Origin of the sequence: Zeimonas arvi (assembly GCF_008039575.1) — a bacterium.
Classification (GTDB): domain Bacteria; phylum Pseudomonadota; class Gammaproteobacteria; order Burkholderiales; family Burkholderiaceae_E; genus Zeimonas; species Zeimonas arvi.
This window is the reverse complement of record NZ_VDUY01000002.1, coordinates 392,993-405,680: the sequence shown is the minus strand read 5'-3', so window position 1 is coordinate 405,680 and position 12,688 is coordinate 392,993. Positions and strand designations below refer to the sequence as shown.

At 69.9% G+C, this 12,688-nt stretch carries 12 protein-coding genes; 8 read left to right on the top strand and 4 right to left on the bottom strand.

Annotated elements, in window-relative coordinates:
- Positions 1-5 precede the first annotated feature (5 nt).
- Positions 6-812 carry an outer membrane protein assembly factor BamD gene (locus FHP08_RS06315; protein WP_147703468.1) on the bottom strand — a complete coding sequence of 269 codons (807 nt, stop codon included), beginning with the start codon at positions 810-812 and terminating at the stop codon, positions 6-8.
- Between FHP08_RS06315 and FHP08_RS06310 the strand changes: the two genes are divergently transcribed.
- From FHP08_RS06310 to FHP08_RS06270, 8 genes are all read left to right on the top strand, one after another.
- Complete coding sequence (locus FHP08_RS06310; protein ID WP_147703467.1) at positions 811-1,902, top strand: RluA family pseudouridine synthase; 1,092 nt, start codon at positions 811-813, stop codon at positions 1,900-1,902. The two genes, FHP08_RS06315 and FHP08_RS06310, sit on opposite strands and share 2 nt — an antisense overlap.
- 2 nt (positions 1,903-1,904) lie before the next feature.
- Positions 1,905-2,711: a peptidoglycan editing factor PgeF gene (gene pgeF / locus FHP08_RS06305; RefSeq protein ID WP_147703466.1), complete on the top strand. Its 807-nt coding sequence runs from the start codon at positions 1,905-1,907 to the stop codon at positions 2,709-2,711.
- Between the two features lie 343 nt (positions 2,712-3,054).
- Positions 3,055-4,815, top strand: a complete 1,761-nt coding sequence (gene phaC, locus FHP08_RS06295) for a class I poly(R)-hydroxyalkanoic acid synthase (RefSeq protein ID WP_147703465.1) — start codon at positions 3,055-3,057, stop codon at positions 4,813-4,815.
- A 91-nt stretch (positions 4,816-4,906) separates the two neighbouring features.
- Positions 4,907-5,644 carry an acetoacetyl-CoA reductase gene (gene phbB / locus FHP08_RS06290; RefSeq protein WP_147703464.1) on the top strand — a complete coding sequence of 246 codons (738 nt, stop codon included), beginning with the start codon at positions 4,907-4,909 and terminating at the stop codon, positions 5,642-5,644.
- A 4-nt stretch (positions 5,645-5,648) separates the two neighbouring features.
- Complete coding sequence (gene phaR, locus FHP08_RS06285; RefSeq protein ID WP_147703463.1) at positions 5,649-6,206, top strand: polyhydroxyalkanoate synthesis repressor PhaR; 558 nt, start codon at positions 5,649-5,651, stop codon at positions 6,204-6,206.
- 93 nt (positions 6,207-6,299) lie between these two features.
- Positions 6,300-7,694, top strand: a complete 1,395-nt coding sequence (gene rimO / locus FHP08_RS06280) for a 30S ribosomal protein S12 methylthiotransferase RimO (RefSeq protein WP_147703462.1) — start codon at positions 6,300-6,302, stop codon at positions 7,692-7,694.
- 146 nt (positions 7,695-7,840) lie between these two features.
- Entirely contained in the window at positions 7,841-8,443 is a 603-nt protein-coding gene (locus tag FHP08_RS06275) for a lectin-like protein (protein WP_222707825.1), read from the top strand.
- A 197-nt stretch (positions 8,444-8,640) separates the two neighbouring features.
- Positions 8,641-9,912, top strand: a complete 1,272-nt coding sequence (locus FHP08_RS06270) for an O-acetylhomoserine aminocarboxypropyltransferase/cysteine synthase family protein (protein ID WP_147703460.1) — start codon at positions 8,641-8,643, stop codon at positions 9,910-9,912.
- A 290-nt stretch (positions 9,913-10,202) separates the two neighbouring features.
- Here the strand turns inward: FHP08_RS06270 and FHP08_RS06265 are convergent, their stop codons facing one another.
- Genes FHP08_RS06265 through serB form a run of 3 tightly spaced genes read right to left on the bottom strand, consistent with a single transcriptional unit; the run spans position 10,203 to position 12,655 of the window.
- Positions 10,203-11,402: a YbfB/YjiJ family MFS transporter gene (locus tag FHP08_RS06265; RefSeq protein ID WP_187272186.1), complete on the bottom strand. Its 1,200-nt coding sequence runs from the start codon at positions 11,400-11,402 to the stop codon at positions 10,203-10,205.
- A gap of 25 nt (positions 11,403-11,427) precedes the next feature.
- Positions 11,428-11,805, bottom strand: a complete 378-nt coding sequence (locus tag FHP08_RS06260; RefSeq protein WP_147703458.1) for an MAPEG family protein — start codon at positions 11,803-11,805, stop codon at positions 11,428-11,430.
- Between the two features lie 4 nt (positions 11,806-11,809).
- The gene (gene serB / locus FHP08_RS06255; RefSeq protein ID WP_147703457.1) at positions 11,810-12,655 is read right to left on the bottom strand and encodes a phosphoserine phosphatase SerB; all 846 of its coding nucleotides are present in this window, start codon (positions 12,653-12,655) and stop codon (positions 11,810-11,812) included.
- Between the last annotated feature and the right edge of the window lie 33 nt (positions 12,656-12,688).

Genomic DNA, 12,688 nt, shown 5'->3' with positions numbered 1-12,688 from the left:
CGGGCTCAGCGCCAGACCTGCCACCAGCGACGGTCGTCGTTGGCGGTCACGCGGGCCATCGCCTCGCTGTTCGGGAAGTTGCGGTCGAGGACGCGCTGCGCGTCGTCGCGAAGCTCGGTCATGCCGAGCTTGTCGTAGGAGTGGACCAGGATCGCGAGCGCGTCTTCGACCGCCGGCGCGCGGTCGTACTTGCGGACGACCTCCTGGGCGCGGTTGGCCGCCGCGACATAGGCGCCGCGCTGGAAGTAGTAGCGCGCGATCAGCATCTCGCCGCGCGCCATCGATGCGACCAGGTAGGTCATCCGCGCCTCGGCGTCGGGCGCGTACTTGCTCTCGGGGAAGCGGGTGACCAGCTGCTTGAAGGTGTCGAAGGACTCGCGCGCAGCCTGCAGATCGCGCTCGGCGAGGTCCTGCCTGCCCAGCCAGGCGATCAGGCCCTGTTGCTCGTTGAAGTTGATCAGGCCCTTCAGGTAGAGGGCATAGTCGAGCGCCGGATGTTCGGGATGCAGGCGCAGGAAACGGTCGATCGCGCTGAGCGCCAGCGCGCGCTCGCCGTCCTTGTAGTGCGCCCAGGCGATCTCGATCTGCGCCTGCTGGGCCCAGCGGCCGAAGGGATAGCGGGATTCGAGCTTGCCCAGGAGCTCGACCGCCTTCGGGTAGTTCGCCGCGGACATTTCGTCCTTGGCCTCTGCATATAATCGGTCGGGCGACCAGCCGATCGTCGGGTCGGGCGGATCGCTGACACTGCACGCGGCCAGCGCCACGACGATCGCGGCGAGCGCCGCGCCAAGCCGGAAGGCGTTCGATTTCATGACGACGATTATAGCCAAGGCGGGGGACTTGCCCTGCCCGGCGGCCGACGATTTCGAGGCCGAGGCGGACCCTGTCGCGACGGAACTCGGGCAGGTCGTGCTCGAGGCCTCGGGCGGCCGCGGCGAGCGCCTCGACCGCTTCCTCGCCGCGGCGCTCCCGGCGCGGTTGCCTGCCGAGCAGGCCGGGCTGTCGCGCACCCGTATCCAGCGCTGGATCGCGCTGGGCGCGGTGCGCTGCGACGGGCGGGTCCTGCCGGCCAGCGCACGGCTGGGGGGCTTCGAGACCCTCGTCGTCGAGCCGCAGCCGCGCGAGGCCGATACCGCCTTCGTCGCGGAGCCGGTGCCGCTGGCGATCGCATGGCGCGACGCGACGCTGCTGGTCGTCGACAAGCTGGCCGGCCTGGTCGTTCATCCGGCGGCGGGCAACTGGCGCGGCACGATGCTCAATGGCCTGCTTCACCTCGATCCGGCCCTCGCCGCCTTGCCCAGGGCAGGGATCGTGCATCGGCTCGACAAGGACACCAGCGGCCTGCTGGTGGTGGCCCGCACCGAGGCGGCGATGGCCGCGCTGGCTTCCCAGCTCGCCGACCGGAGCATGGGCCGGCGTTACCTCGCGGTGGTTCTCGGGGCGCCGCCGGCGTCGGGCACCGTCGATGCGCCCATCGGGCGCGACGCGCGCGCGCGGGTGCGGATGGCCGTGGTGCCGCCCGTGCGCGGCCGGCCGGCCCGGACCCACTTCAGGACGCTGGCCCGCGGCAACCTCGACGGTCGCCCGGTGGCGCTGCTCGAGTGCCGGCTGGAGACCGGCAGGACGCACCAGATCCGGGTGCATCTGGCGCATGCGGCCTTTCCCTTGGTGGGCGACACGCTGTACGGGGGGCCGGCGCTGGGGGGATTCGCCCGACAGGCATTGCACGCATGGCGGCTGTCGCTCGAGCATCCGGTCGAGCGCCGGCGCCGAGCCTGGGCGTCGCCGCTGCCGGCCGATCTGGCCGAGTTGCTCGCCCGTTCGGGCATCCCGGCCTCGGCCCTTCCGCCGGCCGCACGCGCCGGCGAGGCCGGCCCCGACGACACTTCGGACGACACGTGACGATGAACCGAGCCCGAGAATCCGAGCCGACCGCCGCCTGGCATGACCTGGCGGCCCTGGTGCCCGACTGGCCCGCGCCGCCCGGGGTGCTCGGCTTCGTGACCGGACGCGCCGGCGGCGTGAGCCACGGGCCCTGGGGCATGGACGGCGACCGGTCCGGGGGGCTCAACCTGGGCGCGCGTTGCGGCGACGATCCGGTGGCGGTTCGCGAGAACCGCCGGCGACTCGCCGCCGCCTTGCCGTCGGAGCCGGTGTGGTTGCGGCAGGTCCACGGTGTCGCCATCCACGTCGCTCGCGGGCCGCTCGAGGATGAGCCGGTCGCCGACGCGGTGGTCACCGATCGGCCGGGCCTGGTCCTGTCGGTCCTCACCGCCGATTGCCTGCCGGTGATGTTCGCCGACGACCGGGGCAGGGCAGTCGGCGTTGCCCACGCCGGCTGGCGCGGCCTGTCCGCCGGGGTGCTCGAGCGAACGGTGGAAGCGATGCGCGCCCTGCTGCCGTCCGGCGCCGCGCTGCAGGCCTGGATGGGGCCGGCGATCGGGCAGTCGGCGTTCGAGGTTGGCGACGAGGTGCGCGAGGCCTTCGTTTCGCGGGACCGTGGGGCCGGGGAGGCGTTCGCGCCGGGCGTTCGGCCCGGCAAGTGGCAGGCCGATCTATACCTGCTGGCCCGGCGCAGACTCAGGGCGGCAGGCGTCGCCCGGATCGACGGCGGCGGCTTCTGCACCTTCACCGACCGCGGACGATTCTGGTCCTACCGGCGGCGTGCCGACAGCGGACGGATGGCTTCGCTGATCTGGATCGCGGCCTGAAGCCTGATCGCCGGTGGGGGGCTTGGTGGCGGCGGAGGCCTCGGCCTCAGCAGCCGCACGGCGTTGCCGGCGCCTGCGCTCCGGCGTGCCGAGCAGCCATAGCAGGATCGCCAGCGGGAAGAGGCCATAGAAGAAGAACGTGGCCGCGCCCGCGACGAACGAGGTCTCGGTCAGGGCCATCAGCAGCGTGACGTAGATCCACGCGATCGCGACGATGTACATCCGAGTGTCCCGACGATGACGTCTGGCGAGCCCGCGCGCGCTGCCGGTACTCGCGTTGACAAATGCCTTGCGCAGTGCAGAATGGCCAAAGATACCTGTTGACACGGAAGAGGGGACCTCGATGCCGAGCAAGCCGCGGGGCGAAGACCGAGCCGCGACTGAGCCGATTGCGCGCAAGCGCAGCGCATCCGCGAAAGCCGCTGCCGGCACGGGCAAGCGGCCCGGAGCCGGCAGCAAGCGCGGCGCCTCGAAGTCCGGCGCCGCCGCTGCAAAGGGCAAGAAGACGGCGACCGGCCCTGCGGCCGCGACGGGCGTCCACGCTGCCCCCCATGTCCATCCCGATCGCCTGGCGGAGCTTCAGGCCGAGTACCTGACTCGCCTTCGCGAGATGATGTCCGGCGAACAGGCCGGCGCGCCGGCAGACCGGCGCTTCTCCGGCGAGGCCTGGCAGGCCGGGCCCTTCGGCTGGGCGGCGAACCTGTACCTGCTCAACGCCGAGTTCATGCGCAAGCTGGCGGAGTCGGTCGACGCCGATCCGAAGACCCAGGAGCGCATCCGCTTCGCCACGCAGCAGTGGGTCGACGCCATGTCGCCGGCCAACTACCTGGCCACCAATCCCGAGGCCCAGCGCAAGCTTCTCGAGAGCCGCGGCGAGAGCCTGATGCACGGCGTGCGGCACATGCTCGAGGACCTGCAGAAGGGCCGGATCTCGCACACCGACGAAACCGTCTTCGAGGTCGGCAAGAACATGGCGACCACGCCGGGCAGCGTGGTGTTCCGCAACGAACTCTTCGAGCTGATCCAGTACGCGCCCAGCACCGCGCAGGTCGGCAGGCGGCCGCTGCTGATGGTGCCGCCCTGCATCAACAAGTACTACATCCTCGATCTCCAGCCGTCCAATTCGCTGGTGGCCTGGGCGGTGTCGCAGGGTCACACCGTGTTCATGCTCTCCTGGCGCAACGTCGACGCCGCGCAGGGCGAGCTGGGCTGGGACGACTACATCGAGCAGGGCGTCGTCGAGGCGATCCGGCGCACGCGGGAAATCGCCGACGCCGACCGGATCAACGCGCTGGGCTTCTGTGTGGGCGGCACCCTGCTCGGCACGGCCGCGGCGGTGCTGGCCGGCCGCGGCGAGCGTCTGATCGAGTCGATGACGCTGCTCACCACCTTTCTCGACTTTTCACGTCCGGGCACGATCGGCGTGTTCATCGACGAGAACTTCGTCGCCTTCCGCGAGCGCACGATCGGCCACGGCGGAATCATGCCGGGCCGCGAACTGGCCACCACCTTCAATTTCCTGCGCCCGAACGACCTGGTCTGGAACTACGTGGTCAGCAAGTACCTGAAGGGCGAGGATCCGCCGCCCTTCGACCTGCTCTACTGGAACGCCGACAGCACCAACCTGCCGGGCCCGATGTTCTGCTGGTACCTGCGCCACACCTACCTTCAGAACGAGTTGCGCATCCCGGGCCGCCTGAAGGTCTGCGGGGTGCCGGTGGATCTCGGCGCGATCGGCCTGCCCACCTACATCTACGGCTCGCGCGAGGACCACATCGTGCCCTGGCACGGCGCCTACGAATCCACGCGACTGCTTTCCGGGCAGAACCGCTTCGTGCTGGGCGCCAGCGGCCACATCGCGGGCGTGATCAACCCGCCGGCGCCCAACAAGCGCAGCCACTGGACCAGCGACGCGCTGCCCGAGCAGGCCGACGACTGGCTGGCCGGCGCGACCGAGCATCGCGGCAGCTGGTGGCCCGACTGGGGCCGGTGGCTGGCGCAATTCAGCGGCGGCCCGAGGCCCGCGCCCGCGGCACCGGGCAATGCGAAACACCGGCCGATCGAGGCCGCGCCGGGCAGCTACGTGAAGAAAAGGGCCGAATGAGGGCGCGTCGGCCCGGGGGCAACCCCGCATGGAGGCGCGAGATCGCCGCGCTCCAGGCGCCAGAAGACGAATCGACGAGAGGATGACCCCTATGAGCAAGAAGATCGCCTACGTGACGGGCGGGATGGGCGGGATCGGCACTGCGATCTGCCGGAAGTTCCACGACCTGGGCTACACGGTCGTGGCCGGTTGCGGGCCCACGCGCGACCACGCCAAGTGGATCGCGGAGCAGAAGGCCGACGGCTACACCTTCCACACCTCGGTCGGCAACGTCGCCGACTGGGATTCCACGAAGGCCGCATTCGACAAGATCAAGGCCGAGCTGGGCACGATCGACATCCTCGTCAACAACGCCGGCATCACCCGCGACGGCGTGTTCCGCAAGATGTCCCTCGACGACTGGCGCGCGGTCATCGACACGAACCTGAACTCGCTCTTCAACGTGACCAAGCAGGTGATCGACGGCATGCTCGACCAGGGCTGGGGCCGGATCATCAACATCTCGTCGGTCAATGGCGAAAAGGGCCAGTTCGGACAGACGAACTACTCGGCCGCCAAGGCCGGCATGCACGGCTTCACGATGGCCCTTGCCCAGGAGGTCGCCAGCAAGGGCGTCACGGTCAACACGGTGTCGCCAGGCTACATCGCGACCGACATGGTGATGGCGGTGCGCGAGGACGTGCGCGAGAAGATCATCCAGACCATCCCGGTCCGCCGGCTGGGCAAGGCCGAGGAGATCGGCTCGGTCTGCGGCTGGCTGGCTTCCGACGACGCAGGGTTCACCACCGGGGCCGACTTCTCGTGCAACGGCGGCCTGCACATGGGATAAGGAGATGGCAAACGCCATGCGACTGATCAAGAAGTACCCGAATCGCCGGCTCTACGACACGCAGACCAGCGCCTACATCACGCTGGCCGACGTCAAGCAACTGGTGCTGGCGACCGAGGACTTCAAGGTCGTCGACGCGAAGAGCACGGAGGACCTGACCCGCAGCATCCTGCTGCAGATCATCCTCGAGGAGGAGGCAGGCGGGACGCCGCTCTTCTCCTCGCCGATGCTCGCGCAGATCATCCGTTTCTACGGTCACGCGATGCAGGGGATGATGGGCACCTACCTGGAGAAGACGATGCAGGCCTTCGTCGAGATCCAGAACAAGATGCAGGAGCAGTCCAAGGGCTTCTACGATCCCAAGGGCATGCCCAACCCCGAACTCTGGGCGCAGTTCATGTCGATGCAAGCGCCGATGGTGCAGGCGATGATGGGCAACTACATCGAGCAGAGCAAGAACCTGTTCGTGCAGATGCAGGAGCAGATGCACGCCCAGACCCGCAACATGTTCCAGAACTTCCCGTTCCCCGGCCAGCCGGGCGAGCCGCCGGAGCGGAAATAGGCGCGCGCGCCGGCCGCGATACAATTCTCTCTCGTCCGTACGCCGCCCCATCGGGCGGCGTTTTTCTTTGCGACCGCCCCACCCGAGGCTCACATGACCGAACCCGCCCGTTCGACCCGCCGCCGTCCGCCGAAGGCGCCGAAGGTCGGCTTCGTCTCGCTCGGCTGTCCCAAGGCACTGGTGGATTCCGAGCGGATCATCACCCAGCTGCGCGCGGAGGGCTACGAGATCGCCGGCGACTACACCGGCTCCGACCTGGTGGTGGTCAACACCTGCGGCTTCATCGACGAGGCGGTTCAGGAGTCGCTCGACGCGATCGGCGAGGCGCTGGCCGAGAACGGCAAGGTGATCGTGACCGGCTGCCTGGGCGCGCGCCCGGGGCATGCCGGCGGCAAGCTGGTCGAGGAAGTCCATCCTCGGGTGCTGGCGGTCACCGGTCCGCACGCGGCCGACGAGGTGATGTCGCATGTCCACGCGCACCTGCCGCGGCCCCACGACCCCTTTACCGACCTGGTTCCCGAGGCGGGGGTGAAGCTCACGCCGAAGCACTACGCCTACCTGAAGATTTCCGAAGGTTGCAACCACCGCTGCAGCTTCTGCATCATCCCGTCGATGCGCGGCGACTTGGTCAGCCGCCCGATCGGCGAGGTGGTGCGCGAGGCCGAGGCGCTGGTGCGCGGCGGCGTCAAGGAACTGCTGGTGATCTCGCAGGACACCAGCGCCTACGGGGTGGACGTCAAGTACCGGACCGGTTTCGTGAACGGGCGGCCGGTGCGCACTCGCATGACCGAGCTGGTGAAGGAGCTGGCGCAGCTCGGCGCGTGGGTCAGGCTGCACTACGTGTACCCGTACCCGCATGTCGACGAAGTCCTGCCGCTGATGGCCGAGGGCAAGGTGCTGCCCTACCTGGACGTGCCTTTCCAGCACGCGCATCCCCGCATCCTCAAGCTGATGAAGCGGCCGGCCTCGGGCGAGCGGAACATCGAGCGGATCCGCGCCTGGCGGGCGATCTGCCCGGACCTGACGATCCGCAGCACCTTCATCGCCGGATTCCCCGGCGAGACCGAGGCGGAGTTCGAGCACCTGCTCGACTTCCTGCGCGAGGCCGAGCTCGACCGGGTGGGCTGCTTCGCCTACTCGCCGGTCGAGGGCGCCTCCGCCAACGAACTGCCCGGCGCGCTGCCCGACGAGGTTCGCCACGAGCGCCAGGCGCGCTTCATGGACGTGCAGCAGACGATCAGCGAGCGGCGGCTGCGCCGCTGGGTGGGCCGCGAGGCCGAGGTGCTGGTCGACGCGATCGAGCACGACCGCAAGGCGAAGGCCTGGCGCGCGGTGGCCCGCTCGCAGGGCGATGCGCCCGAGATCGACGGCGTGGTCTACGTGGACCTGGCCGACGAGAAGCGGGCGATGGCGACCCCGCCCGGCAGCCTGCTGCGGGTGCGGATCGACGAGGCGGACGAGCACGATCTCTACGCCTCGGCGCTCTGAGTGTTCCGATTAGTGAGAAATTGCGCGTCGGGAATCTTTACGTCATTTCTCGATCGGGTGTCGTTGCTTCAATAAAATCAATAATTTGCAGAACAGGCATCTTTTTTGCATCTCTTTGGGTGGCAGCAGTCTCCCGGAGAAGACGAATGAAAAGAGTCTGGAAGCAAATGGTGGCGGGCCTGGCGCTCGGTGTGGCGGCGCAGGTGGGCCATGCAGCCGTTCTCTGGAACGGACACGAATACGACCGGGTGGACAGCGAGGGCATCACCTGGAGCGATGCGAACGCCGCAGCGCAAACCATGGGCGGCGGCTGGTACCTGGCGACGATCACCTCGCTTGCCGAGAACGATTTCGTCGTGGCATCGGTCCTGCCGCCGAGCACCGGCGATCGTTCCCACTACTGGATCGGCGCCAACGACGCGGCCAACGAAGGCAGTTTCGTCTGGGGCACCGGGGAGGCTTTCGGGTACTCGAACTGGTGGGGCGGCGAACCGAACAACGCGGGCGGCGTCGAGGACTATCTGGCCTATGACGCGCGATCGGAAACCGATCAGGCGGGCAGCATCCGGATGAGCTGGCGCTGGAACGACGCGCCGGACAACCTCGGGCAGGTCTTTTCGGGTTACGCGAACGGCTACCTCATCGAACGGGCAGTCGGCAACTCGGTTCCGGCTCCCGGCGGGTTGGCGCTGCTGGGCCTCGGCCTCGGGCTGCTCGCCGCGAGCATCAGGCGCCGCACACGCGGCTGACGACAGTCGGCGCGACTCGCCGCACAAGCGGTCTGGCAGGCTTGGGCGGCTTCGCGGGCACACATCGCAAGCCGCTGCAAAGACGAGAGGGGGAGGGGGAGACACGGATCGTGCATGAGCTCATGCACGATCCGTCTTTCCTTTGAATCCCGCGCCGCACGCGGGCACACTCGCGGGTTCACCTCACGGAGAGTCCGATGAAGCCCGAAACCCTTGCCGTTCACGCCGGCTATTCGCCCGAGCCGACCACCAAGTCGGTGGCGGTGCCGATCTACCAGACCACCTCGTATGCCTTCGATTCGGCGCAGCACGGGGCCGACCTGTTCGACCTGAAGGTTGCGGGCAACATCTACACCCGCATCATGAACCCGACGACCGACGTGCTCGAGAAGCGCGTCGCGGCGCTCGAGGGCGGCATCGCGGGCCTGGCGCTGGCCTCGGGCATGAGCGCGATCACCTACGCGATCCAGACGATCGCCGAGGCCGGCGACAACATCGTGTCGGCCACGCGGCTGTACGGCGGCACCTACAACCTGTTCGCCCACACGCTGCCGCAATTCGGCATCGAGACCCGCTTCGCCGACGGCGAGGATCCGGCCTCGTTCGAAAAGCTCATCGACGACCGGACGAAGGCGATCTTCATCGAGACCGTGGGCAACCCCTCGGGCAGCGTGGCCGACGTCGAGGCCTTCGCGAAGATCGCGCATGCCCATGGCGTACCGCTGATCGCCGACAACACGGTGCCTTCGCCCTTCCTGCTGCGGCCGATCGAACACGGCGCCGACATCGTCGTGCATGCGCTGACCAAGTACATCGGCGGGCACGGCAACTCGATCGGCGGCATCATCGTCGACTCGGGCAAGTTCCCCTGGGCCGAACACAAGGCGCGCTTTCGCCGGCTCAACGAGCCCGATCCCTCGTACCACGGCGTGGTCTACACCGAGGCGCTGGGACCGGCCGCCTATATCGGGCGCGCGCGGGTGGTGCCGCTGCGCAACACCGGCGCGGCGTTGTCGCCCTTCAACGCCTTCCTGATCCTGCAGGGGCTCGAGACGCTGCCGCTGCGGATGGAGCGGATCTCCGAGAACGCCTTGAAGATCGCTCGCCACCTGGCGGCGCATCCGAAGGTCGAGTGGGTCCGCTATCCGGGCCTGGAAGGCTCGCCCGACCACGAGAAGGCGAAGCGCTACCTTCCGAAGGGCGCCTCGGGCATCCTGTCCTTCGGCCTGAAGGGCGGCCGCGAAGCCGGCGAGCGCTTCCTCGACGCGCTGCAGCTCGTGCTGCGGCTGGTCAACATCGGCGACGTGCGCACGCTGGCCACTCACCCGGCCAGCACCACGCACCGGCAGCTGTCGGCGGCGGAAATGGCCACGGCGGGCGTGTCGCCCGAACTCGTGCGCTTGTCGATCGGCATCGAGCACGTCGACGACCTGATCGCGGATCTCGACCAGGCGATCGCGGCGGCGTAGCCGGCTCTGGTGCGCGGCGACGCGGATGCGGGTTCCGCGCCGGCGCGCGTTGGCAGCGCCGAGTCGCGCAGGACGCGTGGCCCGCGCGCGCAGCGCGCGTCGTCCCTCTGACTTGCCGCCGCCTGTTCGAGCGCAGCGAACGGAGTGAGCGAAGCGAGTTCGGCGGCAGGCCACGCGTCCGAGCAACGAGGGCAGTCCGGCCGCAAGGCCGGACCGCTGCCGTCGAGCGCCGGCGCGGAACCCGCATCCGCGTCGCCGGAGACCTCGAGAGCGCCGCGTGACCGGGCGACTCAACCCGGCGATGCCTTGACCGAGCCGGTCGCGCTCAAGGCTCGCCCGGCCGACGCGGTCAGCGCGGCGCCGACCAGCAGTGTGGCCACGGCGAGCCACGAGGCGGACACGAAGCTGCCGCTGCGTTCGGCCAGCCAGCCGCCGAGGGCGGGGCCGGCGATCTGGCCCAGGCTGAAGGCGACCGTCATCCGCGCGATCGTCTGGTCGGGCTTGTCGGCGACGAGGGTGCGGGCGGCCGACAGGCCCAGCGCGGTGATCGCGAGGAAGGTGCCGCCCAGCAGCGCCGCGCCGGCCAGGATCGCGATCGGGCCGCTGCCCAGCGCCGCCAGCGCCACGCCGATCGCCTCGAGCAGGAAGGCGGCGACGATCGCGCGGTAGGGGCCGATGCGCCCGGCCAGCCTGGCCCAGAGCCAGTTCGACGGGGCACCCGCGAGGCCGACCGTCATCCAGGCCCAGAACTCCCAGGCCGGCGCGTTTGGCAGGCGCCTGACCATCACGACGATGAAGGTCGCGGTGATCACGTAGCCGAATCCCAGGCAGGCGTAGGCGACGATCAGGCGCCGCAGGGCGGTGGCCGCGCCAGGGGGCGGGGCGGCGGCGCTGCCGTCGCCGCCGTGCCGTCCCGGGGCTGCCAGCGTCAGGCTTCGCCACGGGGCCAGCGCCAGCGCGGCGGCGATCGCGCCCATCGCGAGCCAGAGCGACGGCGCGTCGAGCCCGGCACCGCGCCCGGCGAAGACCACCAGCGCGGTCAGCGCGATGCCGACGCCGACGCCCGAGTACACGAGACTGCCCAGCATCGGCCGGGCGTGGCGGGCGGCCACCTCGAAGATCATCCCGGAGGTGTAGACCAGCACGAAGGCGCTCGCCGCGCCGGCGACGAAGCGCAGCGCGGCCCAGCCGGCGGTGCCCGCCTCGAGCGCCATCGCCGCGGTGCTCGCGACGCTCAGCACGATGCCGGCGCGCAGCCAGAGGACGCGGTCCGCGGCGAAGAAAGTCCGGGTTGCAAGCAGGGCGCCGGCCAGGTAGCCGGCGAAGTTGGACGATGCGACGATGCCCGCACCGGCCAGCGTGAGCCCCCCGCTTTCGAGCATCGGGGGCAGCATCGGCGTGTAGGCGAAGCGGCCGATCGCCATCGCAAGCGCCAGCGCGCAGGCACCGGCCAGCGCCAGGCGAAGCGGATCGCCGTCGCTGCGGCTCATCGTCGCACCGGGCATGCCGGTCCGCTCACCACAGTGCCGCGAAGTACAGCGTCAGCGACGCGAGGAAGCCGAAGGTCCAGACGATCGAGCGCGCCGTCGCGCGGTCGCTCACGTAGAGCCAGATGTAGGCGATCCGGCTGGCGACGAAGAAGCCGGACAGCAGGTCGACCGCCAGTGGCGATGCGCCGGCCTGCATCGCCACCAGCAATCCGGCGGCGAACACCGGGAAGGCCTCCCAGGAGTTCGCCTGCGCGGCCACTGCGCGGGCCCGGTGGCCGCTCTGAGCCGCGAGCCAGGCGCGCGGGTTGCGGTTGTCGTAGTCGCGCAGCCCCCACTTGGCGATGGCGGCGCAGGCGATCGGCAGGATCGCGGCGATGATCAGGCAGACGATCGAGAAGCTCATCCGGTCATCCCTGCGGGGGCAGCCAGCCCAGCAGGGCGTCGAGGCCGTTGTGGTTGATCGCGAAGGTGGTGCGGGCGCGCACCACCGGCTTGGCGCGGTAGGCCACCGACACGCCGGCCACGCCCATCATCTCCAGGTCGTTGGCGCCGTCGCCCACCGCGATCGCCCGGGCCGGTGCGCAGCCCAGCTCGGCGCAGGCCGACTCCAGGGCCTGCCGCTTGCCGCTGGCATTCACGATCGTGCCGACCAGCCGGCCGGTCAGCCTGCCATTCGCGACCTCGAGCACGTTCGAGCGGGTGAAGTCGATGCCCAGCCGCGCCTTGAGCCGGTCGGTGAAGAAGGTGAAGCCGCCCGACACCAGCAGGATCTTCAGGCCCGACGCCTTCAGCCCGGCGAACAGGCGCTCCACGCCGGGAGTGAGGGCGACGCGCTCGTCCCACACGCGCTGCAGCGTGCGCTCCTCGAGCCCTTCGAGCAGGGCCACTCGCTGACGCAGGCTCTCGTCGTAGTCGGCGATCTCGCCGCGCATCGCCGCCTCGGTGATCGCGGCGACCTCGGCCTTGCGGCCCACGTAGTCGGCGATCTCGTCCACGCACTCGATCGTGATCAGCGTGGAGTCCATGTCGAAGGCGGCCAGCCGGTAGTCGGCCAGGCGGGCGCCCTGCGGCACCAGCGCGGCGTCGACCTGCTGCGCTTCGGCCAGCCGGTCGACGCCCGCGCGGTCCATGACCGCGCCACGCCAGGCGGCCAGCGCCGCTTCGCGGCGATCGGGGGCGCGGCCGAGGGCGCCGGCGAAGGCCGCCACCGCGTCGTCGGCGAGCTCGGGGTGCTGGATGATCAGGTCGGTCATCGATGGGTCGTCAGTCGTCGGTCGGTGATCGGT

What these genes read in the sequence shown, in the direction of transcription:
- FHP08_RS06310 (WP_147703467.1), top strand. Translation starts at nt 811, where the DNA reads ATGACGACGATTATAGCCAAGGCGGGGGACTTGCCCTGCCCGGCGGCC.
- FHP08_RS06315 (WP_147703468.1), bottom strand. Translation starts at nt 812, where the DNA reads ATGAAATCGAACGCCTTCCGGCTTGGCGCGGCGCTCGCCGCGATCGTC.
- pgeF (WP_147703466.1), top strand. Translation starts at nt 1,905, where the DNA reads ATGAACCGAGCCCGAGAATCCGAGCCGACCGCCGCCTGGCATGACCTG.
- phaC (WP_147703465.1), top strand. Translation starts at nt 3,055, where the DNA reads ATGCCGAGCAAGCCGCGGGGCGAAGACCGAGCCGCGACTGAGCCGATT.
- phbB (WP_147703464.1), top strand. Translation starts at nt 4,907, where the DNA reads ATGAGCAAGAAGATCGCCTACGTGACGGGCGGGATGGGCGGGATCGGC.
- phaR (WP_147703463.1), top strand. Translation starts at nt 5,649, where the DNA reads ATGGCAAACGCCATGCGACTGATCAAGAAGTACCCGAATCGCCGGCTC.
- rimO (WP_147703462.1), top strand. Translation starts at nt 6,300, where the DNA reads ATGACCGAACCCGCCCGTTCGACCCGCCGCCGTCCGCCGAAGGCGCCG.
- FHP08_RS06275 (WP_222707825.1), top strand. Translation starts at nt 7,841, where the DNA reads ATGAAAAGAGTCTGGAAGCAAATGGTGGCGGGCCTGGCGCTCGGTGTG.
- FHP08_RS06270 (WP_147703460.1), top strand. Translation starts at nt 8,641, where the DNA reads ATGAAGCCCGAAACCCTTGCCGTTCACGCCGGCTATTCGCCCGAGCCG.
- FHP08_RS06265 (WP_187272186.1), bottom strand. Translation starts at nt 11,402, where the DNA reads ATGAGCCGCAGCGACGGCGATCCGCTTCGCCTGGCGCTGGCCGGTGCC.
- FHP08_RS06260 (WP_147703458.1), bottom strand. Translation starts at nt 11,805, where the DNA reads ATGAGCTTCTCGATCGTCTGCCTGATCATCGCCGCGATCCTGCCGATC.
- serB (WP_147703457.1), bottom strand. Translation starts at nt 12,655, where the DNA reads ATGACCGACCTGATCATCCAGCACCCCGAGCTCGCCGACGACGCGGTG.